This is a genomic window from Paracidovorax anthurii, from assembly GCF_003269065.1.
Lineage (GTDB): Bacteria > Pseudomonadota > Gammaproteobacteria > Burkholderiales > Burkholderiaceae_C > Paracidovorax > Paracidovorax anthurii.
The window spans coordinates 24,385-51,064 of the sequence record NZ_QLTA01000017.1; the positions used below are offsets into that span (position 1 = coordinate 24,385).

The window sequence follows — 26,680 nt, forward strand, 5'->3', positions numbered from 1 at the left end:
ACCTGCCTTTCGCTTCTTCTCGCGGCCTGCACTGCGTGGTCAGTGAGCCGCCCACTGGATGGTGCTGATGTCCACGCCATCCTTGTACATTTCCCACAACGGGCTCAATTCGCGCAGCTTGGCCACGTTGTGGCGGATCGAAGTGATCGCGTAGTCGATCTCTTCTTCGGTCGTGAAACGGCCGATCGTCATGCGCAGGCTGCTGTGCGCCAACTCGTCGCTGCGGCCCAGCGCCCGCAGCACGTAGCTGGGCTCCAGGCTGGCCGAGGTACAGGCCGAGCCCGAAGACACCGCCAGCCCCTTGATGCCCATGATGAGCGACTCGCCCTCGACATAGTTGAAGCTGATGTTGAGGTTGTGGGGCACGCGGCGCTCCAGGTCGCCATTGACGAACACCTGTTCGACATCTGCCAGACCGTCGAGCAGGCGCTTCTGCAGGACACGCGCCTTGGCCAGATCCTGTGCCATTTCTTCCCGCGCGATGCGGAAAGCCTCGCCCATGCCCACGATCTGGTGCGTGGGCAGCGTACCCGAACGCATGCCGCGCTCATGCCCGCCGCCATGCATCTGGGCCTCCAGGCGCACGCGGGGCTTGCGCCGCACGTAAAGCGCGCCGATGCCCTTGGGACCATACGTCTTGTGGGACGCCAGGCTCATCAGGTCGACCGGCAGGGTCTGCAGATCGATGTCCAGCTTGCCGGTGGCCTGCGCCGCATCGACGTGGAAGATCACGCCCTTCTCGCGGCACAACGCGCCAATCGCGGGAATGTCCTGGATGACGCCGATCTCGTTGTTCACGAACATGACGCTCAGGAGAATGGTGTCCGGACGGATCGCCGCCTTCAACACTTCGAAATCCAGCAGCCCGTCGTCCTGCACATCCAGGTACGTCACCTCGAAACCCTGGCGCTCCATTTCGCGCATGGTGTCGAGCACGGCCTTGTGCTCCGTCTTCACCGTGATGAGGTGCTTGCCCTTGCCCTTGTAGAACTGGCCCGCTCCCTTGATGGCGAGGTTGTTGGACTCAGTCGCGCCGCTGGTCCAGACGATTTCGCGCGGATCCGCGTTGATCAGGCGCGCCACTTCGCCGCGCGCTTTCTCGACGGCTTCCTCAGCCTCCCAGCCCCAGGCGTGGCTGCGCGACGCCGGGTTGCCGAAATGTTCGCGCAACCAGGGAATCATGGCATCCACGACGCGCGGATCCACCGGCGTCGTGGCACCGTAGTCCAGGTAAATAGGGAAATGGGGTGTCATGTCCATGGCTGGCTCAGTAGATATCTGGCTGGCGATTCATCCGGTCGACGGGATCGCCCGCAGGAAGCGGGCGACCGTGCCCCGGCGTCGCCGGGCCCGGGATTCAGGATTTGGCGAAGGCGTTACCGAGCGCGAAGACGGAGTTCGGCGCATTCACGCGGATCGGCTTGACCACCGGCGTGGTGGAGATGGCGCGGCGCACCACGGGCTTGTCTTCGATCTGCACGCCCTTGGCGATCTGGTCATCGACCAGCTTCTGCAGCGTGACGGAGTCCAGGAACTCCACCATGCGCTGGTTCAGCGAAGCCCAGAGTTCGTGCGTCATGCAGCGCCCGGCTTCACCCAGGCAGTTTTCCTTGCCGCCGCACTGGGTGGCGTCGATGGGCTCATCCACCGACACGATGATGTCGGCCACCGTGATGTCCGCCGCCTTGCGCGCCAGCGTATAGCCGCCGCCCGGACCGCGGGTGGACTCGACCAGTTCGTGGCGGCGCAGCTTGCCGAACAGCTGCTCCAGATAAGAGAGCGAAATCTGCTGGCGCTGGCTGATGGCCGCCAGCGTAACGGGACCGTTGTTCTGGCGCAGGGCCAGATCGATCATGGCGGTGACCGCAAAACGGCCTTTGGTAGTGAGACGCATCGCAAGCTCCTTTGCTAGCTTGTTCGTTATGGAAATGCCCGAACCGACCTGCCGATGAAGCATCCGCATGGTTCGCGGCCCGTCTCCGCCCTTCACCCCCACTGGCCGATCCGCCTGGGCGGATGTGTGGGAGCCCTTCTTCGTGGGCTGTTTTGTTGAGTATTTCGCCCGAGTATAGCACAAATCCCTATTGTTTTTGTCGGGTAACATAACTCGACAGTCGCGGTTTCTCCGTAACCGTCGCGCCCTGGAAGTCACGCAGCGGCACTGTCTCCGCCGCCTGCCGCGCCGAAAGCCTGGGCCTTGAGCCGATTCAACTGGTCGCGCACCCGCGCCGCCTGCTCGAACTCCAGATTGCGCGCGTGTTCCAGCATCTGCTTTTCCAGCCGCTTGATCTCGCGCGCGATGTCTTTCTCCGACATGTCCTCGACCTGCGCTCGGCGCATGGCGTCCTGTTCGAGCCGCTCGGCTTCCCTGCCCGTCTTCTCGCTGTAGACGCCATCGATGAGATCGCGCACCTGTTTGACGATGCTGCGCGGCGTGATGCCCATGGCTTCGTTGTGTGCGATCTGTTTGGCGCGGCGGCGTTCCGTTTCGCCGATGGCTTTTTTCATCGATTCGGTGATCCGGTCCGCATACAGGATCGCCCGACCGTTCAGGTTGCGCGCGGCCCGGCCGATGGTCTGGATCAGGCTGCGCTCGGCCCGCAGGAAGCCTTCCTTGTCGGCGTCGAGGATCGCGACCAGCGACACCTCGGGAATGTCCAGCCCCTCGCGCAGCAGGTTGATGCCCACGAGCACGTCGAAGGCCCCCAGCCGCAGGTCGCGGATGATCTCCACTCGCTCCACGGTGTCGATGTCGGAGTGCAGGTAACGAACCTTCACCCCGTTGTCGGTGAGGTAGTCGGTCAGCTGCTCGGCCATGCGCTTGGTGAGGGTGGTGATCAGCACCCTCTCCTGGCCCTCGACCCGCACGCGGATCTCCTGCAGCACGTCGTCCACCTGGTGGGTGGCGGGCCGCACTTCGACGACCGGGTCCACGAGGCCCGTGGGCCGCACCACCTGGTCCACGATCTGGCCGGAGTGGGTTTTCTCGTAGTCGGCCGGGGTGGCCGAGACGAAGACCACCTGCCGCATGCGGCGCTCGAACTCCTCGAACTTCAGGGGCCGGTTGTCCAGGGCCGAGGGCAGCCGGAAGCCGTATTCCACCAGCGTGGTCTTGCGGGCACGGTCGCCGTTGTACATGGCGGAGAGCTGGCCGATCATCTGGTGGCTCTCGTCGAGGAACATCAGCGCGTCGGGCGGCAGGTAGTCGGTGAGCGTCGGGGGCGGGTCCCCGGGCGCCGCGCCGGAGAGATGGCGCGTGTAGTTCTCGATGCCCTTGCAGTGGCCGACCTCGCTGAGCATCTCGAGATCGAAGCGCGTGCGCTGCTCCAGGCGCTGGGCCTCCACCAGCTTGCCCTCGGCCACGAACTGGCCGAGGCGCTCGTTCAACTCCTGCTTGATGGTCTCGACCGCGGCCAGCACCTTGTCGCGCGGCGTCACGTAGTGGCTGCTCGGGTAGATGGTGAAGCGCGGGATCTTCTGCCGCACGCGGCCCGTGAGCGGATCGAAGAGCGAGAGGGTCTCGATCTCGTCGTCGAACAGGTCGATGCGGATGGCCAGTTCGCTGTGCTCCGAGGGGAACACGTCGATGGTGTCGCCGCGCACCCGGAAGGTGCCGCGCGAGAAATCCTGCTCGTTGCGCGTGTATTGCATGCGGATGAGCCGCGCGATCACGTCGCGCTGGCTGATCTCGTCGCCCACGCGCATGATGAAGCGCATCTGGGTGTAGTCCTCGGGCGCGCCGATGCCGTAGATGGCGCTCACCGTGGCCACGATCACCACGTCGCGCCGCTCCAGCACGCTCTTGGTGGCCGAGAGGCGCATCTGCTCGATGTGCTCGTTGATGGCCGAGTCCTTTTCGATGAACAGGTCGCGCTGGGGGACGTAGGCCTCGGGCTGGTAGTAGTCGTAGTAGCTCACGAAGTACTCGACCGCGTTGTTCGGGAAGAACTCGCGGAACTCGCTGTAGAGCTGCGCGGCCAGGGTCTTGTTGGGCGCGAAGACGATGGCCGGTCGCCCCATGCGCGCGATGACGTTGGCCATGGTGAAGGTCTTGCCCGAGCCGGTCACGCCCAGCAGGGTCTGGAACACCTCGCCGTCGCGCACGCCCTCGACCAGTTGCTCGATGGCCGCCGGCTGGTCGCCCGCGGGCGGATACGGCTGGAAGAGTTCGAAGGGCGAATCGGCGAAGCGAACGAAGGAGCCCTCTTGCACCGCCGGCATGGGTTCGATGGGTTTTGGCATGGGTTCGCGAAAAATGGTGCCCTTAAAATCAGGGCGGCCCGGCAGAGTACAACAGGCCCGGTCCCCTGCTCCGACATCCATCGTCGATATCCCCCCAAGGAAACTTCATGTCTCTCTTCACCGCCGTCGAAATGGCACCGCGCGACCCGATCCTGGGTCTGAACGAGCAGTACGCTGCCGACACCAATCCCAGCAAGGTCAACCTGGGCGTGGGCGTGTATTTCGACGACAACGGCAAGCTGCCCCTGCTGCAGTGCGTGCAGGCCGCCGAAAAGGCCATGATGGAGAAGCCCTCGGCACGCGGCTACCTGCCCATCGACGGCATCGTCGCCTACGACAATGCCGTGAAGGGCCTGGTCTTCGGCGTGGACAGCGAGCCCGTCACCTCCGGCCGCGTGGCCACAGTGCAGGCCATCGGCGGCACCGGCGGCCTGAAGATCGGCGCCGACTTCCTCAAGAAGGTGAGCCCCGACGCCAAGGTGCTGATCTCCGACCCGAGCTGGGAGAACCACCGCGCCCTGTTCACCAGCGCGGGCTTCGCGGTCGATACCTACGCCTATTACGACGCGGCCAAGCGCGGCGTGAACTTCGAAGGCATGCTCGCCAGCCTGAACGCCGCCGCGCCCGGCACCATCGTCGTGCTGCATGCCTGCTGCCACAACCCCACGGGCTACGACATCACGCCCGCGCAGTGGGACCAGGTGGTGGCCGCCGTCAAGGCCAAGGGCCTGACGGCCTTCCTCGACATGGCCTACCAGGGCTTCGGCCACGGCATCGCCGAGGACGGCGCGGTGATCGGCAAGTTCGTGGCCGCCGGCCTGAGCTTCTTCGTGTCCACCTCGTTCTCCAAGAGCTTCAGCCTGTATGGCGAGCGCGTGGGCGGGCTGTCGGTGCTGTGCGCCGACAAGGAAGAGGCCGGCCGCGTGCTGAGCCAGCTCAAGATCGTGATCCGCACCAACTATTCCAACCCGCCCACGCACGGCGGCGCCGTGGTGGCGGCCGTGCTCGGCAACCCCGAGCTGCGCGCCCTGTGGGAGAAGGAGCTGGCCGAGATGCGCGTGCGCATCAAGGCCATGCGCCAGAAGCTCGTCGATGGCCTCAAGGCCGCCGGCGTGAAGCAGGACATGGACTTCATCACGAGCCAGATCGGCATGTTCAGCTACTCCGGCCTCACCAAGGACCAGATGGTTCGCCTGCGCTCCGAGTTCGGCGTGTACGGCACCGACACGGGCCGCATGTGCGTGGCCGCGCTCAACAGCAAGAACATCGACTACGTGTGCCAGTCGATCGCCAAGGTGGTCTGAGTCCCGCCCGGCGCCTTGCGCGCAGGAAGTGAAGAAACCGCCTTCGGGCGGTTTTTTTCATGCGCGGCCGCCGGCCCCGGCGGCGCCATACTGCACGCATGTCCCCATCACCCGCCCCGGCACTGCCGCATGCCCGCATCCTCAGCGTCGCGCTGAATCTCCCGGGCCCCGCCGCGCTGGCCCGCTGCCGCGACTGGGGCGCCGCCTGCACGAAGCTGGAGCCCCCCGCGCCGCAAGGCATGGCCAGCGCCGATCCGATGGCGCGCTACTGCCCCCGCGCCTATGCCGAGCTGCACGAGGGCATCCGCGTGGTGCGCGCGGACCTCAAGAGCCCGGCGGGCCAGGCGCTGCTGCACGCCGAGCTGGCCGCCACGGACGTGCTCATCACGTCGTTCCGCCCCTCGGCGCTGCGCAAGCTCGGCCTGGAATGGAGCGCACTCCAGGCGCGCCATCCCGCGCTGTCGCTGGTGCGGATCGTCGGCGCGCCGGGCGCGGGGGCCGAGGAGCCCGGCCACGACCTCACCTACCAGGCAGCGGCGGGGCTGCTGCCGGCGGGCACCACCCTGCCCGCCACGCTGCATGCCGACATGGCCGGCGCGCTGCAGGCCAGCGAGGCGGTGCTGCGCGCCCTGCTGGCCCGGCAGGCGACGGGCGCGGGCAGCCTGCAGGAAGTGGCCCTGGCGGAAGCCGCGCACTGGCTCGCCCGGCCGCGTGCGTGGGGGCTGACGCAGCCCTCGGGCGACGTGGGGGGAGCGCATGCGGGCTACCGCGTCTATGCCTGCGCCGATGGCCGGGCGGCGGTGGCCGCCCTGGAGCCGTACTTCATGGCGCGGCTGTGCGCCGCCGCCGGATTGCCCGCCGACGCCGATCCCAGGGCCGCGCCCACGCATTCGGGCATCGCGGCCTTCTTCCAGCCGCGCCGCCGCGCGGACCTGGAGGCCTGGGCCCTGCGCGAGGACCTGCCGGTGCACCTGCTCGACTGAGCGGATCGGCGCCCACGGGCCGATCCTCCGATTACTCCTTATTTGATAGCAAACAATGTAGCAATATCGGCGACATGGAGGCTGTTTCACCGTAAATCCATGCCACGCCCCCACCCGAGGGCTCCAGGCCGCATCCGGCGGTCCGCACCGTCCCTGCCCTCTCACGGCCTGGCTCCGGTGCTGGACCGCCGTGCCCACCTCTTCCACAATAGGCCGCAGCACCCGCTACGTCCTGCGCATCGCCGGCGCCGGGCGGCGGGGACGCACTGTCACGCGACCTTCCGCCAACGCATGAAGTCCACCCCTCCGCCTCCCCCGCCCGGCCGGATCTGGCCCTTCGTGGCGATCGTGGTCCTGCAGGTCCTGCTGGCTTCGGGCAGCATCTACCTGCTGTCCGCGGTGCGCGCCTTCGTGGCGGGCGAGAGCCAGTGGTCCAAGGCGCAGAAGGACGCGATCTGGCAACTCGACCGCTACATCGTCTCTGGCGACCGCCACGGGTACGACCGCTTCAAGGAGGCGATGCAGACACCGCAGGCCGACGAGGAGGCCCGGGTGCTGCTGGAGAGCGCCGACCCCGACATGGACCGGGTCTTCAACGCCGTCGTGCGGGGCGGCAACCACCCTGCCGACGCGGGAGCGCTGATGTGGATATGGCGCACCTTCCAGCACCACGCCCTGCTGAGCGAGCCCCTGCGGCACTGGAAGATCGGCGACAGCTACCTGCGCCAGCTGTCGCAGCTGGCCGAGGAGGTGCGCGAGCGCCACGAGAGCGGCATCCCGCCGGACGCACCCACCGTGCTGCGCTGGCAGCGGGCCCTGCAGGACATCGATGCCGGGGCCAGCCCCGCGGCCTCGGATTTCAGCGAGGCCATGGGCGAGAGTTCCCGGCGCATCGTCGCCAGCCTTTTCTGGCTGAACGGGGTGGGCGCCATCCTGCTCATGGCCCTGGCCGTGCTGTACACCCGGCGCATGAACCTGCAGCGGCGCCATGCCGCCAGCACCCTGGCGCAGGAGCGAACCCAGGCCGAGGCCACGCTCGCGGCGATCGAGGAACCCATCCTGCAGGTCGATGCGCAGGGAAAGGTCGAGGCGGTGAACACGGCGGCCGAGCGGCTGCTCGGCCAGGACGGCGCGGCCCTGCGGGGCCGGGCGCTGTCGGACCTGCTGGTGTTCGAGGAGGCCAAGGACGCGCCGCACGAACCCACCCGGATCGCGGACCAGTGGCTGGCGCGGGCGCTGCAGGGCGTTCCCTCGGTGGCGCTGGACCGCATCCACCCGCTGCGGCTGCCCGGCGGCCAGCGCCTGCCCGTGCGGTTGCGCGGCGGGCCGCTGATCCACGAGGGCGGGCCTGCCGGCGCGGTGCTGATGCTGCACGAGGCCGGCGGCGAACAGCGCTGCCACGAGCAGCTCGCCTGGCATTCCACCCACGACGGGCTCACGGGCCTCGCCGACCGGCAGACCTTCATCCGCCAGATCGCGGCCACGCTGGAGCAGCCCCGCTCCGCCGAGTCCGCCGGCGCGCTGCTGCAACTGCACCTGGATCTGCTGGGCGCCATCAACGATGCGCACGGCTACGCCGCGGGCGACGCCCTGCTGCGCGCGATGGCACGGGGCCTGGAAGCCTGCCTGGGCGGGCAAGGCACGCTGGCCCGCCTGGGCGGCGCAACCTTCGGGGCGCTGATTCCGCACTGCTCGCGGCAGGCCGCGCAGGATGCGGCCGAGCGCCTGCTGGGCCACGCGCGGGCGCTGGAACTGCCCTGGCCGCCGGGGCCGCTCGCCACCCCGCTCAGCATCGGCCTGGTGGCCCTCACCGCCGATCTGGCAACGCTGGAGGAAGCCCTGCGCGCCGCCCACCAGGCCTGCGGGGAAGCGCGCCAGCAGGGCGGCGACCGCCTTTGCGCCCACGCGCCGCCCGGGTAGCCGGCGCCACGGGCCAGGGCCGCGGAACGCTACCGGCCCTTGCGCGGGCCGGAGCGCGCGAAGGCGCCGCCGCCCTTGGGCGTGGCGGCCAGCGCGGCAGAGGCCTTCGCACCGGGCCGGCCCGCCGGCACGCCGGGCCGTGGCGGCAGGCCCGTGTGCTGCGTGAGCAGCTTGCCGGGCGCGGGGCCCTTGCCCTGCGCGCCCGTGCTGTTCTTTCGGCGGGCGCTCTGGTAGCTGCCGTCGGTGGCCGGCTGGAAGGTCGGGATCAGGTGGTGCTTGCCATTGCCGATCAGGTCGGCGCGGCCCATGGCCTTGAGCGCATCGCGCAGCAGGGGCCAGTTGTTGGGGTCGTGGTAGCGCAGGAAGGCCTTGTGCAGGCGGCGGCGCTTTTCGCCGCGCACGATGTCCACCGACTCGCTGTCGCGGCCGATCCTGCGCAGCGGGTTCTTGCCCGAGTGGTACATCGCGGTGGCCGTGGCCATGGGGCTGGGGTAGAAGGTCTGCACCTGGTCGGCGCGGAAGCCGTTCTTCTTGAGCCAGATGGCGAGGTTCATCATGTCCTCGTCGCTCGTGCCGGGGTGCGCGGCGATGAAGTACGGGATGAGGAACTGCTTCTTGCCCGCCTCGGCGCTGAACTGCTCGAACATCTGCTTGAAGCGGTCGTAGCTGCCGATGCCGGGCTTCATCATCTTCGAGAGCGGCCCCTGCTCGGTGTGCTCGGGCGCGATCTTGAGATAGCCGCCCACGTGGTGCTGCACCAGCTCCTTCACGTATTCGGGCGACTTCACGGCGAGGTCGTAGCGCAGGCCGGAGCCGATGAGGATCTTCTTGACGCCCTTGAGCGCCCGCGCGCGGCGGTAGATCTTGATGAGCGGGCCGTGGTCGGTGGTGAGGTTCTGGCAGATGCCCGGATAGACGCAGCTGGGCTTGCGGCAGGCCGCCTCGATCTCGGGGCTGCGGCAGCCCAGGCGGTACATGTTGGCCGTGGGGCCGCCCAGGTCGGAGATGGTGCCGGTGAAGCCCTTGACCTTGTCGCGGATCTCCTCGACCTCCTGGATGATGGAGTCCTCCGAGCGGCTCTGGATGATGCGCCCCTCGTGCTCGGTGATCGAGCAGAAGGTGCAGCCGCCGAAGCAGCCGCGCATGATGTTCACGCTGAAGCGGATCATCTCCCAGGCGGGGATCTTGGTGGCGCCGTCGTGGCTGCCGTTCTCGTCCGCATAGGCGGGATGCGGGCTGCGCGCATAGGTCAGGCCGAATGCCCAGTCCATCTCGGCGGTGGTGAGCGGGATGGGGGGCGGGTTGATCCACACGTCGCGCGCGGTCGTGCCCTCGCCGTGGGCCTGCACCAGCGCCCGGGCGTTGCCGGGGTTGGTCTCCAGGTGCAGCACGCGGTTGGCGTGGGCATAGAGCACCGGGTCGCCGCGGACCTGCTCGTAGGCCGGCAGGCGGATTACGCTGCGCTCGCGCGGCGGCACCTTGAGCCGCGAGCGCGTGGCCGGGTTCGGCACGAACCGCAGGGGCTGGATGGCGGCGGCGGCCGGGGTCGGGGCTGTTTGGGGTTCTTTCAGCGCCGATGTCGCCGTGTCTGCTGCATTGTTCGCTACATTTTCAGTAGCATCCTGCGAATCCTGGTCCTTGCTGCACGAGCCCCCCTGGGCCGCGGCCTGCTCGCTGGTCGTGAGGTAGGGGTTCACGTGGGCCTCCACGCGGCCCGGCTCGTCCACCGTGGTGGAGTCGATCTCGAACCAGCCCCGGCCGCTCTCGTCGTCCGGGCGGCGCACGAAGGCCGTGCCGCGCACGTCGGTGATGCGCGCGACCGGCTCGCGGGCGGCCAGGCGGTGCGCCACCTCGACCAGCGCGCGTTCGGCGTTGCCATAGAGCAGCAGGTCGCATTTGGCGTCCACCACGATGGAGCGGCGCACCTTGTCGCTCCAGTAGTCGTAGTGGGCGATGCGCCGCAGGCTGCCCTCGATGCCGCCCAGGATGATGGGCACGTCCTTGTAGGCCTCGCGGCAGCGCTGGCTGTAGACGACCGAGGCCCGGTCGGGCCGCTTTCCGCCCACGTCGCCCGGGGTGTAGGCATCGTCGCTGCGGATCTTCCGGTCGGCGGTGTACCGGTTGATCATCGAATCCATGTTGCCCGCCGTCACGCCCCAGAACAGGTTGGGCCGCCCCAGCGCCTTGAAGGGCTCGCAGCTCTGCCAGTCGGGCTGCGCGATGATCCCCACGCGAAAGCCCTGGGCCTCCAGCACGCGGCCGATCACCGCCATGCCGAAGCTGGGGTGGTCCACGTAGGCATCGCCCGTGACGAGGATGACGTCGCAGCTGTCCCAGCCGAGCCGCTCCATCTCGGCGCGGCTCATGGGCAGGAACGGCGCGGTGCCGAAGCGCTTCGCCCAGTAGGGGCGGTAGCTCGTCAGCGGCTTGGCGGCGCGCGCGAAAAAGGAAACGTCAACGGGGGCGTTCATGGAATGCAGGCGTGGGGAGGGCCGCCGATTTTAGGCGGTCGGCCGTCGCCACCCTGCAGGCAGGGGCTCTCGGCGGCACGGGCTCCCCGGGGCGGATGCCTGCACGGCGCCCCCCGGTGCGTGGTCGCGGCTCCCGGGAGGTGCTTTCATCCCAATAAAAAAGGGCCCCCACGCTCTCCCGCTTCGCGTGGTCGCTGCCCCCGAGGGGGTGTTTTTCATCCTGGGGCGGCCCGGCGATGAAAAAGGGCTCCACGCTCCCTCGCTGCGCGTGGTTGCTGCCTACCAAGGGGAGCTTTTCATCCTGAGGCGGCCCGGCGATGAAAAAGGGCCGCGACAGCGGCCCTTGCGGAAGACACGGCGCCCTGCGGCCCCCTGTCGCTGATGCCTACCACTCCCCGGAGGCGCGCACCCGCTGGTCCAGGTCGTGGGCGGGCGATTCGTAGGGCGAGTGCAGCTCCTCATGGGGCGCCGCACCGGCCGGAGCGCCCTGCGCATTCCGACACACCACGGCCCCCGCATCGGCGGGAAGCACCTGCGGCGCAAACAGGGCGCTGAACGTCTGGGTCAAGGCATTGGCGAACATGGCGTCTCCTCTGGCAGTGGGTGCATGGCAGGAACCCGCCAAGCGTAGGGGCCGTTCATGACGCATCCGTGTAGGAGTTCGCCGTCTCGCACGACCGGCCTTCAGGCTGTGTGATCGCCGCCACAGTGGCGGCCACCTGCCGCCAGTGCCGCCCTCACTTCGCCAGTGCGAGCGTGCCTTTCATGAGGGCCGCATGGCCCGGGAAGGAGCAGAAATACGCGTAGGTCTCGCCGGCCTTGAGCGCGCTGGTCGCGAAGGTCACCGCATCGGCCTCGCCGCCGCCCACCACCTTGGTGTGGGCCAGCACGCGCTTGTCGCCCGCCGCGACGTATTCCTTGGCCGCGCCCGCGGCGATGCCGTCGGTCACCACGCCCTGCTGGTCGGCGGCCTTGGACAGCACCCAGTTGTGGCCCATGGCGGCCTTGGGCAGCTTGCCCACATGCTTGAGCTTGACGGTGAACTGCTTGCAGCTCGCGGGCACGGCGATGGTGCTCTTGTTGAACTGCATCGCATCGTTGCCCTCGATCTCGACCGCGCAATCGGCGGCCCAGACGGGGGCCATGCCAGCGCACAGGGCGATCATCGCCAGGGATTTCCAGATTCTTGCCATTGTTCTCACCTTTCAGAAAGAGGCGGAGCCCGCTGGCCTGGCCATGGCGGGCTCCATGGCTGCATTCTTCAAGAGGAACGGTTTTCGCCATTTGATGCTCATCAATTTGGCGGAAATCAAGGCCCGGGACGGGGCCGTGCCGGGACGTCAGGCGGGATGCACCGCCTCGCCCAGGTTGAGCATGAGCCGGTTGGCCCAGGCGAAGATGGCGATCGCGTGGACCAGGTCCAGCACTTCCAGGCGCGTCAAGCCTGCCGCCAGCACCGCCTGCAGCCGTGCGGCCCCGAAAGCGGCCGGCTCGCGCGTGAGGTCGATCGCCACCTGGACGATGGCCCGCTCGCGCGCGTTCGTCCCCGCGCCCCGTGGCTCGGTGAACACCTGGTGGATCACGTCGTTGCGCTTGGTCAACTGCTCGAAGCGCTGGGCATGCACCGAGGCGCAGTACACGCAGCCGTTGACGCGCGAGACCACGGCGCTGGCCAGTTCGCGCTCCGCCCGCGACAGCCCGCCCGGCGCATACATGATGGCGTTGAAGGCGACCGAGCGCTGCTGCAGGATGCGCGGTTGGTGGATCAGCGTCAGGTAGTAGTCCGAGGTCTTGGCCTTGGGATGGCTCTCCTCCAGCACGGCCAACTGCTCCGGCGTGGCCTGGCCCAGGTCGAGCACGGGCAGCCAGGCCTTCCATCCGAGCGTCTCGCTCGTGTAGCCGTTCACCCGCACGGGTTCGCCCGGCTGGGGCAGATGGGCGGGATGCACGAACGGTGCGCCCGCGGCTTCCACGGCTGCGGCGCTGGCCGCCGGCACGGTGCCCTCGGGCGGCAGCGCCGCCAGCGCCCGCAGGCCCACCACCACCCGCACCTGGTAGGCGACGAAGGCGATCAACTGGGCCAGCGCCACCACCTCGGGCGTGGACAAACCCGCCCCCGGCAGCGTCAGCAACGCGGCCTTGTCCCCTTCGACGGGCCGGTCCGCCAGCGTGTCGGCGAACGCTAGGATGGCGCCGAGCCGGGCATCCGCCGCGGCGACATCGGCCCGGGGAGCCCCTTCCAGCGCCGCAGCCTGCGCGGCGGTGAGCACCGCCAGCGCCTGCAGCCGGCCACGGTAATGCGCCGCGAGGGCCTCGCTGCCCGCCTTGCGGGCGATATGCAAGGCGGCGAGCAGGCGCTCGGCCAGAGCCGGGCCCGCAAGCGCCGGGTCGAGCAAGCCGTCATGGCTGCCCTGCGTGGCCTGCACGACCTTGTCGCGCTGACGGCGCAGCGCGTGCAGCGCATCGCCGGGGGCCAGCGAGGCGGCTTGATCGACCACGTCGGTGGTGGCGGTGGAAGGAAGGGATTGCGACATGGGAACAGGTCTCCAGCAAAAGGATGCGGCGGCGCGTCAGGCCGGCGGGTGGGGGGTGTCGTCGGTCTCTCTCGCACCTTGCGTGCGCACGGCACGCTCCAGGAACCGCAGCACGCCCGCCCAGGAGGCTTCATCGGCCTGCGCGTTGGGCAGGGCGGCGCCGCCGGTCGTGCTCTGCCGGCGCGACACCGGATGGGCATACACCAGCTGCGTGGTCGGCAGATAGGGAAACAGGATGGAATGCCCCGCCCCCTCGAAATCCAGATGCTCGACCGCGTGCGGATGCCGGTGGCGCGCGAGCCGGTCCGCCACCATGCGGCTGTACAGGCTCGACGGCCACGAACCGTCGTCCGTGGCGGACAGCAGCAGCACCGGCCCCCGGATGCGCTCCACGGCGATGGCCGCGCGCTCCACCGCCTCGGGGTCCTGCAGCGCCGTCAGTAGCGCGTGGGCATGGCGGCGCGGCTGCGGGCCGTCGTCCCAGGGCTTCCAGGTGGCCGTGCGGTTGTTCTCCCAGAGGTGCGGCAATGCCTGGCCACGGTAGAGCCACGCCGGGCCCTCGCGCCCCGTGGCCGGGTCGCAGGCGTTCTGCGCGCTGTGCACCACCGCCCCCGGCACATAGCCGATGACGGCGGACACGAGCGAGGGGAACATCGAACCGAGCAGCAGCACCAGTTCGCCGCCGCGCGACTGGCCGCTGAGTGCCACGAATCCACGGCGCGGGCGCAGCGTGCGGTGCACCCATTCCAGCGCCGTCTCGAAGTATTCGAGGGGGGTGTTGGAGATGTAGTCCGGGCGCCCCGGCGCCTTGAAGTAGCCCAGGGCCAACGCGGCGTAGCCGTGCGAGGCATACAGCGCCGCGCGCGGCTCGTTCATGCCGCCGCCCGAGCCATTGAGCACGACCACCACGGGATGGCCTTGCCCGTCCGCCCGCGCGGGCGGCGTGTAGAGCACGGCGGTCAGGCCGTCCTCGCGCACCTCCCGGCGCGCGACGCCTTCGGCGGCCAGCCGCTGCACCACGTCCGCTTCCCATGCCTGCGCCCCGCCCCGCCGCATCGTGATGCGCGTGGTGAGCGCCGCCGCCGGCTCGGCGGAGAACAGCTCGCGCGCCGCCGCGCCCTCATCGGGCACCTGGGACCACCACAGTCCCATGGGCGAGATGCCGCCGTAGCTGCCCGCCACGGGGGCATCGCGCGCGAGGTCCACGCTGCCCCGCGCGTCGGCGGCGAAGGTGGCCGCCGCGCGCCATGCCACGCCGGGGCCCCGCACCGTGGCGCTGTGGAGGGTGACCTGTTCACCGGCCGCCAGCCCGGTGACACGCACGTGGCGGGGAACGTCGATCAGCGCATCGGCGGGCGTGATGTGCAGCATGCCGGGCTCCACGCGGCCTTACTTCGCCACCCGGGTGACCTGCAGCGCCGTGGTGCGGTCGCTCAGCAGCGGCACGACCTTCAGGCCCTTCCTGGAGGCCCAGATGTTCTGGTAGTGGAAGAGCGGGATCTGGCCCACGTCGTCGGTCACCAGCTTGGCGGCATGGCGGAACACGGCCTCGCGGCGCTGGCTATTGAACTCCACCGTGGCGGCGTCCAGCGCCTTGTCCACGGCCTCGTTGCTGTAGCGCCCCCAGTTGTTGGAGCCCCGGCCGCGCTGGGCGTCGTTGGTGGCCAGTGTCTGCAGCAGGCCATAGCCGGCCTCGCCCGTGCCGTTGCCCCAGGCGATCACGCTCACCGCGAACTCGTTCTTGTTGGCGCGGCTCGAATAGACGGCCCATGGCACGACCTCGACCTTGGTCTTCACGCCCACGCGGCTCCAGAACTGGGCCACGGCCTGCACGGTCTCGGGCGCCTGGGGGTAGCGGTCGCCCGGCACGTGGATGGTGAGCTGGAAGCCCTGCGGAAAGCCGGCCTCGGCCAGCAGCTTCCTGGCCTGGTCCGGGCTGTAGGCGATGTCCTTGACGTCGGGGTTGTAGCCGAAGCTGCCCTTGGGCATCCACTGGTTGGCTTCCGTCACGGTGCCCTGCAGCACGCGGTCGGTGATGGCCTTGCGGTGGATGGCCACCGACAGCGCCTGCCGCACGCGCACGTCGCGCAGCGGGTTCTCCGCCAGCGGCTTGCCCGCGTTGTCGGTAATGAACTCGTTCTGGCCGGGCCGGAAGCTGGGCTGCAGCAGCAGCACGCGCAGGCCCGGATACGTGTACACGCTCACGCTGGGCGTCTTGCGCAGCTTCTCCACGTCGGTGACGGCCACCTTGTCGATCACGTCCACGTCGCCCGCCAGCAGCGCGGCCGTACGGGCGGCGCCGTTGTTGATGAAGCGGTAGTTGACCTTCTCCCACAGCGGCTTGTCACCGTAGTAGCTGCTGCTGCGCTCGAACACCGTGCGGTCGCCCGGCACGTACGAGACGAATTTGTAGGGGCCGGTGCCCACCACGGCGCGGCCGGCGTTGTAGTCCTCGGTCCTGGATTTCTCGCCCACGTGCTTGCTCACGATGTAGATCGACGCGATCTCCAGCGGCAGCATGGGGTTGGGCGTATGGGTCTTGACGATCACCGTGTGCGGGCCCTTGGCGGTGGTGGATTCCACCGTGCGCAGCGCCCCGGAGTACGACGCCACGCTGCCCGGCACGCTGCGCGCGCGCTGGAACGAGTAGACGATGTCGTCGGCCGTGAAGGGCACGCCGTCCTGCCACTTCACGTCCGTGCGCAGCTTGAACTCCCAGGTCTTGTCGTCCAGCACCTTCCAGCTGGTGGCCAGGCCCGGCTCCAGCTTGCCGCCGTCGCGCGAGTTCACCAGCGAGTCCCAGAAATGCAGCGCCAGCGAACGGTCGCCCGCGTGGTTGTTGAGCTGCGGATCGACGGACGAGACCGGGTCGGCGAAGCCGATGGAGAGGGTCTGCGCGGAAACGCCGGCGGCGCCGGCCCACAGGGCGGCGGCCAGGACGGCGGCGGAAGGTCGGATCTGCATGGAGGATTCCTTTGGAAAACAGGCGAACGAGAGGGAAACGGCCGTCAGGACATTTCGTTGAGATGGCAGGCGCTTTCGTGGCGCACGGCGATGCCGCGCAGCCGCGGCACCTCGGTGCTGCAGCGCGGCATCGCTTGCGGACACCGCGGGTGGAAGTGGCAGCCGGACGGCGGCGCGATCGGGCTCGGGATCTCGCCCCGGATGGCACCAAAGCGCGTGCCCCGCGCGCCGATGCGGGGAATCTCCGCCAGCAGCGCCTTCGTATAGGGGTGGCTGGGGCGCGCGAACAGCTCCTCGACCGGCGCGCTCTCCACCACCCGGCCCAGGTACATCACGGCCACGCGGTCGCACAGGTGCTCGATCACGCCCAGGTCGTGGCTGATGAACAGATAGGCCAGGCCCAAATCGTCGCGCAGGTCCATGAACAGGTTCAGGATCTGCGCCTGGATCGACACGTCCAGCGCGGCCACCGCCTCGTCGCACACCAGCAGCGCGGGCTGCACGGCCAGCGCGCGGGTGATGCCGATGCGCTGGCGCTGGCCTCCGCTGAACTGGTGCGGGTAGCGGTGGCGCAGCGCCGGATCGAGTCCGGCGCGTTCGAGCTGGGCGCTCACGTAGTCGTCCTCGCCCGCGGCATCGGTGAGCCCGTGCAGGCGCGCCGCCTCGCCCACGATGCGCGAAACGCGCAGGCGCGGGTTCAGGCTGGCGAACGGGTCCTGGAACACCATCTGCGTGCGCAGCCGGGCGGCCAGGCGCTGCGGGCCTGCCAGGGACTGCAAGGGCCGGCCTTCGACCAGTACCCGCCCCTGCGTCGGCTCCAGCAGCCCGGCCGCGATGCGGCCCAGGGTGGACTTGCCGCAGCCCGATTCGCCGACCAGGCCCACGACCTCGCCGGGGCGCACCTGCAGGTCCACGCCGTCCACCGCATGGGTCACGACCGGCGGCCTGGACACGCCCAGGCGCTGCAGCGCCCGCCCCAGCCGGCCCGGCGCGGGCCGGGCGCCGAAGCGCTTGGCCACGCCCTGCAGTTCCACCAGCGGGGCGGCTTGCCTGTCGGCCTGCGCGCTCATGCCGCCACCTCCCGCGCCACCGCGGGGCCCGGCCCCGGATGGAAGCAGCGCACCTCATGCTGCGGCGCCTCGGGGCGCGGGCGGGTGATCTCCGGCCGCGCCGCGCAGGCGGCGCTGGCACGGTCGCAGCGCGCCGCAAAGGCACAGCCCTGCGGCATCTGCAGCAGGTTGGGCGCCATGCCGGGAATCTGCCGCAACCGCTCGCCGCGCCGGTTGGCGCTCGGCAGGCTGCCGATCAGCCCCTGGGTGTAGGGATGCTGCGGATGGTCGATCACCTCGTCCACCGTGCCGCGCTCGACGATGCGCCCGGCGTACATCACGGCGACCTGGTCGGCCAGTCCCGCCACCACCGACAGGTCGTGGCTGATCCAGATCAACGAGGTGCCGCGCTCGCGCACCAGCTTCTGCACCTCGGAGAGGATCTGCGCCTGGATGGTCACGTCCAGCGCCGTCGTGGGCTCGTCGGCAATGATGAGGTCCGGCCCGTGGAGCATGGCGATGGCGATGGCCACGCGCTGGCGCATGCCCCCCGACAGCTGGTGCGGATAGGCCTTGAGGCGTTCCCCGGGGGCGGGGATGCCCACCAGTGCCAGCGCGTCGGCCGCGCGCGTGCGCGCCTGGGTTGTTGAGACGCGGCTGTGCGCGCGCACCGCCTCGATCATCTGCGTGTCCACCCGCAGCACCGGGTTGAGCGTGGCCATGGGGTCCTGGAAGATCATCGCGATGCGGTTGCCCCGCAGCGCGCGGCGCGCGGCCGGCGGCAGCCGGGTGATGTCCCGGCCCTGGAACAGCACCTCGCCCTCCTCCACCCGCCCGGGCGGATCGACCAGACCCATGATGGAAAAGCCGGTGACCGACTTGCCCGAGCCGGACTCGCCCACCAGGCCCAGGACCTGGCCGCGCCCCAGCGCGAAGGAGACGCCATCGACCACCGGCAGCACGCCCGCCCGCGTATGGAAGCGCGTGTGCAGGTTGCGCACCTCCAGGGTCGGAAGATCAGGAGCCTCGCTCATTTCTGCAGCCTCGGGTTGAGCACATCGCGCAGTTGGTCGCCCACGAGATTGATCGCGACGATGGTGGCCAGCAGCGCCAGGCCGGGAAAGAAGCTGATCCAGTACTCGTTGGACAGCAGGTACTGGTAGCCGTTGGAGATCAGCAGGCCCAGCGATGGCTCGGTGATCGGCACGCCCAGGCCCAGGAACGACAGCGTGGCCTCCAGCGTGATGGCGCGCGCCACCTGCAGCGCGCCGATCACGAGCAGCGGCGGCAGGCAGTTGGGCAGGATGTGGCCGGTGAGGATGCGCCAGGGCGGAATGCCCTGCCCGCGCGCCGCCTCCACGTACTCGCGCCGCGCCTCCACCAGCGCCTGGCCGCGCGCGGTGCGCGCGTAGTAGGCCCATTCGAGCAGCACCAGCGTAAGCACCACGTTGCCGATGCCCTTGCCCATGTACGCCAGGATCATGAGCGCCATGAGGATGGTGGGGAACGACAGCAACAGGTCCACCAGCCGCATCAGCAAGGCATCCACCCGGCCGCCGGCATAGGCCGCCACGAGCCCGACGAGCGTGCCCAGCACGGCCGCGACCACGGCGGAGCCCACGCCCACCAGCAGGCTGATGCGCAGCCCGTAGAGGATGGCCGAGTACAGGTCGCGTCCCTGGCCGTCGGTGCCGAGCCAGTAGGTGTGCGTGCCCTCGCCGTTGAGCGATCCGGGCTTGAGGCGCGCATCCAGCACGTCCAGTTGCGTCAGGTCATAGGGGTTCTGCGGCGTGATCCACGGCGCGCACAGGGCCGCCAGCGCGAGCAGCACGAGCACGGCCAGGCCGGCCAGCGCCACGCGCGACTGCAAAAAGTCTGCCCCCACGCGCCACCACAGCGAGCGCTCGTCGAAAGTGCGGGCCGCGCTCATCGGGCGGCCTCCAGGCGCACGCGCGGGTCGAGCAGCCGGTAGGCCAGGTCCACCAGCAGGTTCAACACCACGAAGATCAGCACCACCACCATCAGGTAGGCCACCACCACGGGGCGGTCCAGCGCGTTGATGCTGTCCAGGATCAGCTTGCCCGCACCCGGCCAGGCGAAGATCGACTCGGTCACCACGGCATAGGCGATGGTCGATCCCAGTTCCAGCCCCAGCACCGTGACCAGGGGAATCATGGTGTTGCGGAGCACGTGCATGAGCACCACGCGCAGCGGCGACAGGCCCTTGGCCCGAGCGAACTTCACGAAATCCTGCGGCAGCACCTCGCGCACGCCGGCGCGGGTGAGGCGCAGCACCAGCGAAATCTTGAACAGCGCCAGATTGAACGCGGGCAGCAGCAGGTGGTGCCAGCCGTCCAGCGTGAGCCAGGACCATTGCACGCCCAGCCACTCGCGCGTGGCGCCGCGCCCGCTGGCCGGCATCCAGCCCAGCTGCACGCTGAACACCATGATCAGCATGAGCGCGACCCAGAAGGCCGGCAGGGAAAAGCCCACGATGCTGACAGACATGAGCAGCTTCGAGGCGGGATGGTCCGGCTTCATCCCGGCGAACAGGCCCAGCGGCACGCCCAGCAGCACGGCCATCAGCAAGGCGGCCACGGCCAGCTCCAGCGTGGCGGGCAGCCGGCCCAGAATCAGGCGCACCGCGTCTTCCTGGTAGACGAAGCTCTTGCCCAGATGCCCCTGCAGCGCGCCTTCCACGAAGGCGACGTACTGCTGCCACAGCGGCTTGTCGAGGCCCAGCCGGGCGATCGCCGCGAGGCGCTCCTGCTGGTTCATGTCGTCGCCGATCAGGATGTCCACCGGGTTGCCGATGGAATGCAGGCCCACGAAGACGATCACCGTCATCGCGGCCACGACCAGCGCCGCCTGGGCCAGCCGGCGCAGCAGCCAACCCGTCATGAAGCCACCCGCTCGGCAGGCGGATCGGCGGCCGGGCTGGCGGCCACGTCCTCGTAGGCGGGGAACTCCGCGGCCACCCATTCGGTGCCGTCCAGCTCCGGCTCGCTGAAGCGGCCCATCGCCGCATAGTGGTGCCCGACGTCCTCGGCCAGCAGTTGAGCGGCCAGGCCGCGTGCCAGGCGCTGCGCGCCATCGGTGATCTGGGGAATGTCCCCCGCGCCGGCACCGTGCGACAGCGCGGCGGCATAGTTGAAGCAGTGCACGCGCTCCAGGCCGGGCAGCGCGCCCGGCACCTTCGGCTGGAACTCGAAGAGAGGGCCCAGATCGGGCGACTCGGCCAGCTCCAGGTCGTCCTCGCCCGGCACCGGCGCGAACCGATCCCGCCAGACGCGCACATGCGGCGCGAGGCGGGCGAATTCGGGGCGCTGCGCCCAGTCGGTGCGAAAGCCCGTGCAGAAAATCACGAAGTCGGCCGCAAGCGGCCCCTTGCCCGTCTCCAGGCGCAAAGCGCCATCGCTGCGCACGCTGGCCGAGGCCACCGGGGTCTGCAGGTGGAAATGCGCGTTGGCGTGGCGCGAGACGCGCAGCGTGCTGCCATGGGGCGGCGGCACCTGCTGCACGTTGATGTAGTGGCGAAAGCGCCATTTCCACTCGTCGGGCAAGGCATGGAAGCCCTGGGACATGCCGGGGTTGCCGGCGCCCTTGCCCTTGTTCACGCGCGGCAGGTCGCCGCGGCGGATCAGCAGATCGGCCCGCGCCGCTCCCGCCTCCAGCGCCGTGGCTGCGGCATCCATGGCCGATGCGCCGCCGCCGATGACGGCCACGCGCAAGCCCCGCAGCGACTCGCCCGCCCATGCATGGGAGGAATGCGCCCAGCGGTCGCGGGGCAGTTGCGAGGCCCAGTCCGGCACCCAGGGGCCGCCCAGCCCGTCGCGCCCGGTGGCCAGCACCACATGGCGGGCGAGCACCTCGTACGGAGCACCGCCGCCCGCCTCGTCCACGAGGCCCAGCTGCACCAGGCCGTCGGCCCGCGGCAGCACGTCGCGCACGTGCTGCCGGTTGCGCACGTCCAGGCCCAGCACCTGCCGGTACCAGCGCAGATAGTCCATCCACTGCAGGCGCGGAATCTTGTCCAGCGCCTCCCAGGCCGCCCCGCCGAACTGCGCCTCGAACCAGGCGCGGAAGGTGAGCGCCGGCAGGCCCAGCGCCGGCCCCGTCAGCTCCTTGGGCGAGCGCAGGGTCTCCATGCGCGCCGTGGTCGCCCATGGCCCTTCGAAGCCCGCCGGAGAACGGTCGAAGATCCGCACCTGCACGCCCAGGTGCGTGAGCGACGCGGCCAGCGTGAGCCCGGCCATGCCACCGCCCACGATGGCGACGTCCAGCACGGCCGCGCCGTCCTGGGTGCGCTCGGGCACCCAGCGCCTCGCCGGCTGGCACAGCCACTGCAGGTCCTGCCGCAGCCGGGCTTCCAGGGCCGGCAGGCCGGCTCCGGGGATCAGCGGGGAAACGGGAGTGGGATTCATCGGGAGACCTTTCGAGCGGCCCTGGCGGGCTGCTCCTCATGGGGGGTGCGGGCTTGCAGCAGCTGCGCGTGCGCGCCCACGTCGTGTTGCACGAAACCGGGCACGGCGCGCGCGGCCTCCAGCAGCGCATCGGCCACGGCGGTCACGTGCGCCGTCGGCGGGCGCGCCTGCGGCACCACCACGCCGAAGAAAAAAGGGATGTGCACGTCCAGCGGCCGCACCGCCAGGCCATCGTCCGGCGCGGCCCGCGCCGTCAACGGCTCCAGCACGGCCACGCCCAGGCCGGCACGCACCAGGGCCTGGGCATTGATGGAGGCATTGGTTTCGATCAGCGCCTCGCGGGCGCCGCCCTCGCCCGCAGCACCCGCAGGCAGGCCCGCATCGAGGCGCTGGCGCAGCCGGTACGGGTTGCTCATCGTGATCAGCCGGCGCTCGGCCAGTGCGGCCATGGGCACCACGGCATGCCGCGCCAATGGGTCTCCGGCCGGCAACACCGCCACGCACGGCACCTCGCCGATCCAGAGCACCTGCAGGCCCCGGTGTTCCAGCGGCAGGCTGCTGGCGCCGAGCTGCACGGTGCCGGACACCACGGCATGCACCACCTGCTCGGGCGATGCCGATCGCAGCCGCAGCGCGCCCGCGCCGAACCGGGCCTCGACCCCGCCCAGCGCCTGTGGCAGCAGGCCGACGGCCAGCGCCGAGGTGGCGGCCAGCACCAGCGGCGCGACGCCCCCGCCCCGGGCGATTTCCGCCGCGCGCTCATGGATGTGGCGCAGCCCGCCCAGGGCCCGCTCCACGTCGTCGTAGAGAAGAAAGCCCTGCTCCGTCGGGGTGACGCGCGGGCCGTTGCGCTCGAACAGGGCATAGCCGATCTCGGCCTCCAGCTCCTGCACCAGGCGCGTGATGGCAGGCTGCGAGCGCGACAGAAGGCGCGCCGCCGCCGTCACGCTGCCCGCCGACATGACGGCGGCAAACGCTTCAAGCTGCCGTATTTCCATGGAATTCATTCATTCGCATAACGCATCATGCAACCGTAAGAATCCATTTCACAAATAATAAAACCGCATTTGTACATACCCCTCCGGGCAGCCCTGCTTTGACCTCGCACAGGAAAGAGCGGCATGGCAGGCGTGGGCGCCACCCCGCCGTCCTACACTCGGCGACCCATGCCACACACCCTTGCCGCGCCTGCGCACAGCGAACTCGTCATCAAGAAAAGCCGCTTCATCGGCTGCGTGCAGCCGATGTCCGACCGGGCATCCGCCCAGGCCGTGGTGGATGCCCTGTGGAAGCAGCACCCTGGCGCGGCCCACGTCTGCTGGGCGCTGCTGGCGGGCGGCCAGTCGGCGGCCGTGGATGACGGCGAGCCCGGCGGCACGGCCGGGCGCCCGATGCTCGACGTGCTGCGCCACCAGGACCTGGAGGGCGTGCTGGCCACGGTCGTGCGCTATTTCGGCGGTGTCAAGCTGGGCGCGGGCGGGCTGGTGCGCGCCTACACGGACACCATCGCCCAGGCGCTCCTGAAGGCCGACAAGGTGACCCTGCAGCGCATGGCCACGCTGCAGTGCGAGGTGCCGTATGCCCTGGAGGGCCTGCTGCGCCGCCACATCGAAGCCGCGGGCGCGGAGCTGCTGCAGGTGCGGCACGGCTCGCAGGTCCACCTGCAGATGCGCCTGCCGCAGGCGCAGGCCGAGGCGTTCAGGGAGCAGGTCAGCGAGGCGGGCCAGGGGCGCATCGGGTGGTCGGCCGCCGCCTGAGAACGCGTTCACGATCCAAGCACGATCCTTTTCGCGCAGGCACAAGGCCTGCGCACCTACACGCGCCGCCCGCACCGCCCACGACACTCGGGGCTTTCATGCAACGAAGGGAGGTGCCATGGGCGAATCGCTCGATGTCGTCATCATCGGGGGCGGGTCCGCGGGCCTGGCGGCGCTGCGCGAAGTGCGCAAGCGCACCGACCGCTACCTGCTCGTCAACGACGGCCCCTGGGGCACCACCTGCGCCCGCGTGGGCTGCATGCCCTCCAAGATGCTCATCGAGGCGGCCAACGCCTTCCATGCCCGGCACAAGCTCCAGGCCTTCGGCATCCACGGTGGCGACCAGCTCACCGCCGAGCTTCCCGCCGTGCTGGCGCGCGTGCGGAAGCTGCGCGACGAATTCGTGGCCGGCACGCTGAAATCGACCGACGGGGATGCGCGCGCCATCTCGGGCCGCGGGCGCCTGCTGGACGCGCACCGTGTGGACGTGGGCGGAAAGGTGCACCGCGCGCGCAGCATCATCATCGCCACGGGCTCCCGCCCCCGGGTCCCGGAGCCCTGGCTGGCCTTCGACGACCGCATCCTCACCACCGACACGCTGTTCGAGCAGCCCACGCTCGGCCCCCGCATGGCCGTGGTCGGCCTGGGGCCGCTGGGCGTGGAGATGGCCCAGGCGCTCTCGCGGCTCGGGATTGAGGTCACGGCATTCGGCACGCGGGAGACCGTTGCCGGCCTGACCGATCCGGAGGTCAACGCCGCCTTGCGGGAACGGCTCGAAGGCGAATTCACGGTCCACGTCGGCGGCGACGTCGAACTGCGCGAAGTGGCCGGTGGCATCGAGGTCGACAACGGCACCGCCACCGTCGTGGTGGACCAGGTGCTGGCCGCCATGGGCCGCCAGCCGAACATGGAGCATCTGGGGCTCGACACCCTGGGCGTGGATCTGGACGACACAGGCCTGCCGCCGATCGACCCGCGCTCGCTGCAGGTGGGCGACCTGCCTGTCTTCGTGGCGGGTGATGCCGATGGCGACCGCCCGTTGCTGCACGAGGCCGCGGACGAAGGCCACATCGCCGGACTGAACGCGCTGGCGCGCAAGCCGCGCGGGTTCCAGAGGCGCACGCGCCTCTCCATCGTCTTCAGCCAGCCGAATGCCGCCGTGATCGGCCACCGCCATGCGGCGCTGAAAGACCAGGAGGTGGTGACCGGCCACGTGGACTTCGCACGCCAGGGCCGCGCCCGCGTGGCGCAGTGCGACCACGGGCGGCTGCACGTATATGCCGGGCGCGACACCGGCCGGCTGCTGGGCGCCGAGCTGTGCGCGCCCTCGGGCGAGCACATGGCCCACCTGCTGGCCCTGGCCGTCGATCGCGAACTGACCGTGCAGGACCTGCTGCGCATGCCCTTCTACCACCCGGTGCTGGAGGAAGGCCTGCGGACCGCGCTGCGGGACGCCGCCGCGCAGCTGCCGCGCACCAGCGACTCCGACCTTTCCGCATGCAGCGCCTACGGGGCGAGCGCCCTGGACTGAAATAGTCCTCAAGCTCTCCGCCGGCGTGCCGATAGAGCAGGTACTTTTGCCATCGGCCTGCCGCGCGGAGGCCACACCAGGAGCCCCCCATGGATGTCAGCCTCTCCCAGTCCGTCGTCAACACCGCAACGGCCCTGGCCAGCCAGAAGACCTCGGACGCCGTGAACATCACCGTGCTCAAGAAGGCGATCGACATCCAGAAAACATCGGCCGCCCAACTGCTGGAGGCGCTGCCCCAGCCCCAGCTCGCCACCTCGGGCAGCCTGGGCACCCAGGTCAATACCTTCGCCTGACCGCCTGACCGGCGGCGGGCCCTCCCGCCGCCCCCCGTCCTGCGCCGCCTAGCGGATGCGCGCCGGCGACAGCCCCGCCACGTCCACGCCCTGCCGCTCCAGGGCAGCATCGGGCGGCTCGCGCAGCAGCAGCCCCCGCGCCAGCAGCGAGGCGCCGGCGGCGCTCTGGATGCCATAGCCGCCCTGTCCCGCGAGCCAGAAAAAGCCCTCGACGTGGTTGTCCCAGCCGATGACCATGTCGCCATCCGCCACGAAGGACCGCAGCCCCGCCCAGGTGTGCGAGGGCCGCCGGATCTGGAAGGTGGTCATCTGCTCGATGTTCCAGATGCCCGTGGCCACGTCCAGCTCCTCCGGCACCACGTCGTGCGGATGCGTGGGGTCGGCGTTGGCCGGCGAGCCCAGCAGTTGCCCGGCATCGGGCTTGAAGTAGAAGCTTTCATCGATCCCCACCACCGCCGGCCAGCGCGCCGCATCCATGCCGGGCGGCACGGGGAAGGTGAAGGCGGTGCGCCGCCGGGGCTCCAGGCCGATGGCGGGCACGCCGGCCATGGCGGCCACCGCATCGGCCCAGGCGCCCGCGGCATTGACGATGGCGCCGGCGTGCAGCACCTCGCCCGAGGCGAGGCCGACGCGCCAGCCCCCCGCCTCCCGTGCGATGGAGCTCACCCCGGCCTCCGTGCGCAGCTGGCCGCCGCGCTGGCGCATGCCCCGCAGGTAGCCCTGGTGGAGCGCATGGACGTCGATGTCGGCGGCCCCCGGCTCGCTCATGCCGCAGGCCACGGCCTCGGGGCGCAGGCAGGGCAGCCACTCCAGCAGCCGTTCGCGGGACACCTTCTCCACGTTCGGAGAGTGCGCCAGGGCCTGCGCGTAGGCCTCCTCCAGCAGATCCAGCTGGTCGGGCCCGGCCACGTACACCACGCCGCGCGGCGAGAGCAGCGGCTCGTCGCCGCAGAAGCCGGCGGGCGGCTGCTCGTAGAACGCCCGGCTGGCGCGCGTCAGCGCCTGGATGTTGGGCGTGCCGTAGGTCTCCATGTAGAGCGCGGCGGAGCGGCCGGTGGTGTGGTAGCCCGGCTGCGACTCGCGCTCCAGCACCAGCACGCCCGGGCCGGACGCCGCATGCGCGAGCTGCCAGCCGATGGAGGCGCCCGCGATGCCGGCGCCGATGACGAGAAAGTCCACGGAATCGCCCATGCCCTGTGCCCTTTCTT

General features: G+C 70.1%; 22 protein-coding genes. 6 read left to right on the plus strand and 16 right to left on the minus strand.

The window, feature by feature from the left end; genetic code table 11:
* Positions 1 to 39 precede the first annotated feature (39 nt).
* The 3 genes from AX018_RS10540 to uvrB form a co-directional block, all read right to left on the minus strand.
* Complete coding sequence (locus tag AX018_RS10540; RefSeq protein WP_111877243.1) at positions 40 to 1,260, minus strand: IscS subfamily cysteine desulfurase; 1,221 nt, start codon at positions 1,258 to 1,260, stop codon at positions 40 to 42.
* Positions 1,261 to 1,357: 97 nt separating this feature from the next.
* Positions 1,358 to 1,894, minus strand: coding sequence for a Fe-S cluster assembly transcriptional regulator IscR (gene iscR, locus AX018_RS10545; protein WP_011795546.1), 537 nt, complete (start codon positions 1,892 to 1,894; stop codon positions 1,358 to 1,360).
* Positions 1,895 to 2,148: 254 nt separating this feature from the next.
* Positions 2,149 to 4,242, minus strand: a complete 2,094-nt coding sequence (gene uvrB / locus AX018_RS10550; protein ID WP_111877244.1) for an excinuclease ABC subunit UvrB — start codon at positions 4,240 to 4,242, stop codon at positions 2,149 to 2,151.
* 107 nt (positions 4,243 to 4,349) lie between these two features.
* Here uvrB and AX018_RS10555 point away from each other — a divergent pair, with 107 nt between their 5' ends.
* The 3 genes from AX018_RS10555 to AX018_RS10565 all read left to right on the plus strand — a co-directional run bounded on the left by AX018_RS10555 (position 4,350) and on the right by AX018_RS10565 (position 8,449).
* Positions 4,350 to 5,546, plus strand: coding sequence for an amino acid aminotransferase (locus AX018_RS10555; RefSeq protein ID WP_111877245.1), 1,197 nt, complete (start codon positions 4,350 to 4,352; stop codon positions 5,544 to 5,546).
* Positions 5,547 to 5,644: 98 nt separating this feature from the next.
* Positions 5,645 to 6,529 carry a CoA transferase gene (locus tag AX018_RS10560; RefSeq protein ID WP_111877246.1) on the plus strand — a complete coding sequence of 295 codons (885 nt, stop codon included), beginning with the start codon at positions 5,645 to 5,647 and terminating at the stop codon, positions 6,527 to 6,529.
* A gap of 291 nt (positions 6,530 to 6,820) precedes the next feature.
* Positions 6,821 to 8,449: a sensor domain-containing diguanylate cyclase gene (locus AX018_RS10565; protein WP_170146227.1), complete on the plus strand. Its 1,629-nt coding sequence runs from the start codon at positions 6,821 to 6,823 to the stop codon at positions 8,447 to 8,449.
* Between the two features lie 29 nt (positions 8,450 to 8,478).
* On the opposite strand, the gene AX018_RS10570 is transcribed toward AX018_RS10565, so the two are convergent.
* The 12 genes from AX018_RS10570 to AX018_RS10625 form a co-directional block, all read right to left on the minus strand.
* Entirely contained in the window at positions 8,479 to 10,920 is a 2,442-nt protein-coding gene (locus AX018_RS10570) for a YgiQ family radical SAM protein (protein WP_111877248.1), read from the minus strand.
* A 385-nt stretch (positions 10,921 to 11,305) separates the two neighbouring features.
* A complete protein-coding gene (locus AX018_RS10575; protein WP_111877249.1) occupies positions 11,306 to 11,503 on the minus strand; it encodes a hypothetical protein in 198 nt (65 codons plus the stop codon).
* A gap of 154 nt (positions 11,504 to 11,657) precedes the next feature.
* Positions 11,658 to 12,113 (minus strand): azurin, encoded by a 456-nt coding sequence (gene azu / locus AX018_RS10580; RefSeq protein ID WP_111877250.1) that lies wholly within the window; start codon positions 12,111 to 12,113, stop codon positions 11,658 to 11,660.
* Positions 12,114 to 12,260: 147 nt separating this feature from the next.
* A complete protein-coding gene (locus AX018_RS25645) occupies positions 12,261 to 13,454 on the minus strand; it encodes a CMD domain-containing protein (protein ID WP_111877251.1) in 1,194 nt (397 codons plus the stop codon).
* Between the two features lie 36 nt (positions 13,455 to 13,490).
* Positions 13,491 to 14,825 carry an acyl-CoA thioesterase/bile acid-CoA:amino acid N-acyltransferase family protein gene (locus AX018_RS25650; protein WP_245951508.1) on the minus strand — a complete coding sequence of 445 codons (1,335 nt, stop codon included), beginning with the start codon at positions 14,823 to 14,825 and terminating at the stop codon, positions 13,491 to 13,493.
* Positions 14,826 to 14,843: 18 nt separating this feature from the next.
* A complete protein-coding gene (locus AX018_RS10595) occupies positions 14,844 to 16,418 on the minus strand; it encodes an ABC transporter substrate-binding protein (RefSeq protein WP_111877253.1) in 1,575 nt (524 codons plus the stop codon).
* Between the two features lie 44 nt (positions 16,419 to 16,462).
* Entirely contained in the window at positions 16,463 to 17,488 is a 1,026-nt protein-coding gene (locus tag AX018_RS10600) for an ABC transporter ATP-binding protein (RefSeq protein WP_111877254.1), read from the minus strand.
* Positions 17,485 to 18,501, minus strand: a complete 1,017-nt coding sequence (locus tag AX018_RS10605) for an ABC transporter ATP-binding protein (protein WP_111877255.1) — start codon at positions 18,499 to 18,501, stop codon at positions 17,485 to 17,487. The genes AX018_RS10600 and AX018_RS10605 overlap by 4 nt, the downstream gene beginning before the upstream one ends.
* Positions 18,498 to 19,397 carry an ABC transporter permease gene (locus AX018_RS10610; protein ID WP_111877256.1) on the minus strand — a complete coding sequence of 300 codons (900 nt, stop codon included), beginning with the start codon at positions 19,395 to 19,397 and terminating at the stop codon, positions 18,498 to 18,500. Before AX018_RS10610 ends, AX018_RS10605 begins: the two co-directional genes overlap by 4 nt.
* Positions 19,394 to 20,368 (minus strand): ABC transporter permease, encoded by a 975-nt coding sequence (locus AX018_RS10615; protein WP_111877257.1) that lies wholly within the window; start codon positions 20,366 to 20,368, stop codon positions 19,394 to 19,396. Before AX018_RS10615 ends, AX018_RS10610 begins: the two co-directional genes overlap by 4 nt.
* Positions 20,365 to 21,891 carry an FAD/NAD(P)-binding protein gene (locus tag AX018_RS10620; protein WP_111877258.1) on the minus strand — a complete coding sequence of 509 codons (1,527 nt, stop codon included), beginning with the start codon at positions 21,889 to 21,891 and terminating at the stop codon, positions 20,365 to 20,367. The genes AX018_RS10615 and AX018_RS10620 overlap by 4 nt, the downstream gene beginning before the upstream one ends.
* Positions 21,888 to 22,889: a LysR family transcriptional regulator gene (locus AX018_RS10625; RefSeq protein ID WP_111877295.1), complete on the minus strand. Its 1,002-nt coding sequence runs from the start codon at positions 22,887 to 22,889 to the stop codon at positions 21,888 to 21,890. Before AX018_RS10625 ends, AX018_RS10620 begins: the two co-directional genes overlap by 4 nt.
* Positions 22,890 to 23,057: 168 nt before the next feature.
* Here AX018_RS10625 and AX018_RS10630 point away from each other — a divergent pair, with 168 nt between their 5' ends.
* From AX018_RS10630 to AX018_RS10640, 3 genes are all read left to right on the plus strand, one after another.
* Entirely contained in the window at positions 23,058 to 23,648 is a 591-nt protein-coding gene (locus AX018_RS10630) for an IMPACT family protein (protein ID WP_111877259.1), read from the plus strand.
* A 118-nt stretch (positions 23,649 to 23,766) separates the two neighbouring features.
* The gene (locus AX018_RS10635; protein ID WP_111877260.1) at positions 23,767 to 25,179 is read left to right on the plus strand and encodes a dihydrolipoyl dehydrogenase; all 1,413 of its coding nucleotides are present in this window, start codon (positions 23,767 to 23,769) and stop codon (positions 25,177 to 25,179) included.
* An 89-nt stretch (positions 25,180 to 25,268) separates the two neighbouring features.
* Complete coding sequence (locus AX018_RS10640) at positions 25,269 to 25,472, plus strand: YjfB family protein (protein ID WP_111877261.1); 204 nt, start codon at positions 25,269 to 25,271, stop codon at positions 25,470 to 25,472.
* Positions 25,473 to 25,520: 48 nt separating this feature from the next.
* Here AX018_RS10640 and AX018_RS10645 read toward each other — a convergent pair whose 3' ends face one another.
* Complete coding sequence (locus tag AX018_RS10645) at positions 25,521 to 26,663, minus strand: NAD(P)/FAD-dependent oxidoreductase (protein WP_111877262.1); 1,143 nt, start codon at positions 26,661 to 26,663, stop codon at positions 25,521 to 25,523.
* Positions 26,664 to 26,680 lie beyond the last annotated feature (17 nt).

Coding starts and splice junctions, on each gene's coding strand:
- AX018_RS10540 (WP_111877243.1), bottom strand. CDS start 1,260: ATGGACATGACACCCCATTTCCCTATTTACCTGGACTACGGTGCCACG.
- iscR (WP_011795546.1), bottom strand. CDS start 1,894: ATGCGTCTCACTACCAAAGGCCGTTTTGCGGTCACCGCCATGATCGAT.
- uvrB (WP_111877244.1), bottom strand. CDS start 4,242: ATGCCAAAACCCATCGAACCCATGCCGGCGGTGCAAGAGGGCTCCTTC.
- AX018_RS10555 (WP_111877245.1), top strand. CDS start 4,350: ATGTCTCTCTTCACCGCCGTCGAAATGGCACCGCGCGACCCGATCCTG.
- AX018_RS10560 (WP_111877246.1), top strand. CDS start 5,645: ATGTCCCCATCACCCGCCCCGGCACTGCCGCATGCCCGCATCCTCAGC.
- AX018_RS10565 (WP_170146227.1), top strand. CDS start 6,821: ATGAAGTCCACCCCTCCGCCTCCCCCGCCCGGCCGGATCTGGCCCTTC.
- AX018_RS10570 (WP_111877248.1), bottom strand. CDS start 10,920: ATGAACGCCCCCGTTGACGTTTCCTTTTTCGCGCGCGCCGCCAAGCCG.
- AX018_RS10575 (WP_111877249.1), bottom strand. CDS start 11,503: ATGTTCGCCAATGCCTTGACCCAGACGTTCAGCGCCCTGTTTGCGCCG.
- azu (WP_111877250.1), bottom strand. CDS start 12,113: ATGGCAAGAATCTGGAAATCCCTGGCGATGATCGCCCTGTGCGCTGGC.
- AX018_RS25645 (WP_111877251.1), bottom strand. CDS start 13,454: ATGTCGCAATCCCTTCCTTCCACCGCCACCACCGACGTGGTCGATCAA.
- AX018_RS25650 (WP_245951508.1), bottom strand. CDS start 14,825: ATGCTGCACATCACGCCCGCCGATGCGCTGATCGACGTTCCCCGCCAC.
- AX018_RS10595 (WP_111877253.1), bottom strand. CDS start 16,418: ATGCAGATCCGACCTTCCGCCGCCGTCCTGGCCGCCGCCCTGTGGGCC.
- AX018_RS10600 (WP_111877254.1), bottom strand. CDS start 17,488: ATGAGCGCGCAGGCCGACAGGCAAGCCGCCCCGCTGGTGGAACTGCAG.
- AX018_RS10605 (WP_111877255.1), bottom strand. CDS start 18,501: ATGAGCGAGGCTCCTGATCTTCCGACCCTGGAGGTGCGCAACCTGCAC.
- AX018_RS10610 (WP_111877256.1), bottom strand. CDS start 19,397: ATGAGCGCGGCCCGCACTTTCGACGAGCGCTCGCTGTGGTGGCGCGTG.
- AX018_RS10615 (WP_111877257.1), bottom strand. CDS start 20,368: ATGACGGGTTGGCTGCTGCGCCGGCTGGCCCAGGCGGCGCTGGTCGTG.
- AX018_RS10620 (WP_111877258.1), bottom strand. CDS start 21,891: ATGAATCCCACTCCCGTTTCCCCGCTGATCCCCGGAGCCGGCCTGCCG.
- AX018_RS10625 (WP_111877295.1), bottom strand. CDS start 22,889: ATGGAAATACGGCAGCTTGAAGCGTTTGCCGCCGTCATGTCGGCGGGC.
- AX018_RS10630 (WP_111877259.1), top strand. CDS start 23,058: ATGCCACACACCCTTGCCGCGCCTGCGCACAGCGAACTCGTCATCAAG.
- AX018_RS10635 (WP_111877260.1), top strand. CDS start 23,767: ATGGGCGAATCGCTCGATGTCGTCATCATCGGGGGCGGGTCCGCGGGC.
- AX018_RS10640 (WP_111877261.1), top strand. CDS start 25,269: ATGGATGTCAGCCTCTCCCAGTCCGTCGTCAACACCGCAACGGCCCTG.
- AX018_RS10645 (WP_111877262.1), bottom strand. CDS start 26,663: ATGGGCGATTCCGTGGACTTTCTCGTCATCGGCGCCGGCATCGCGGGC.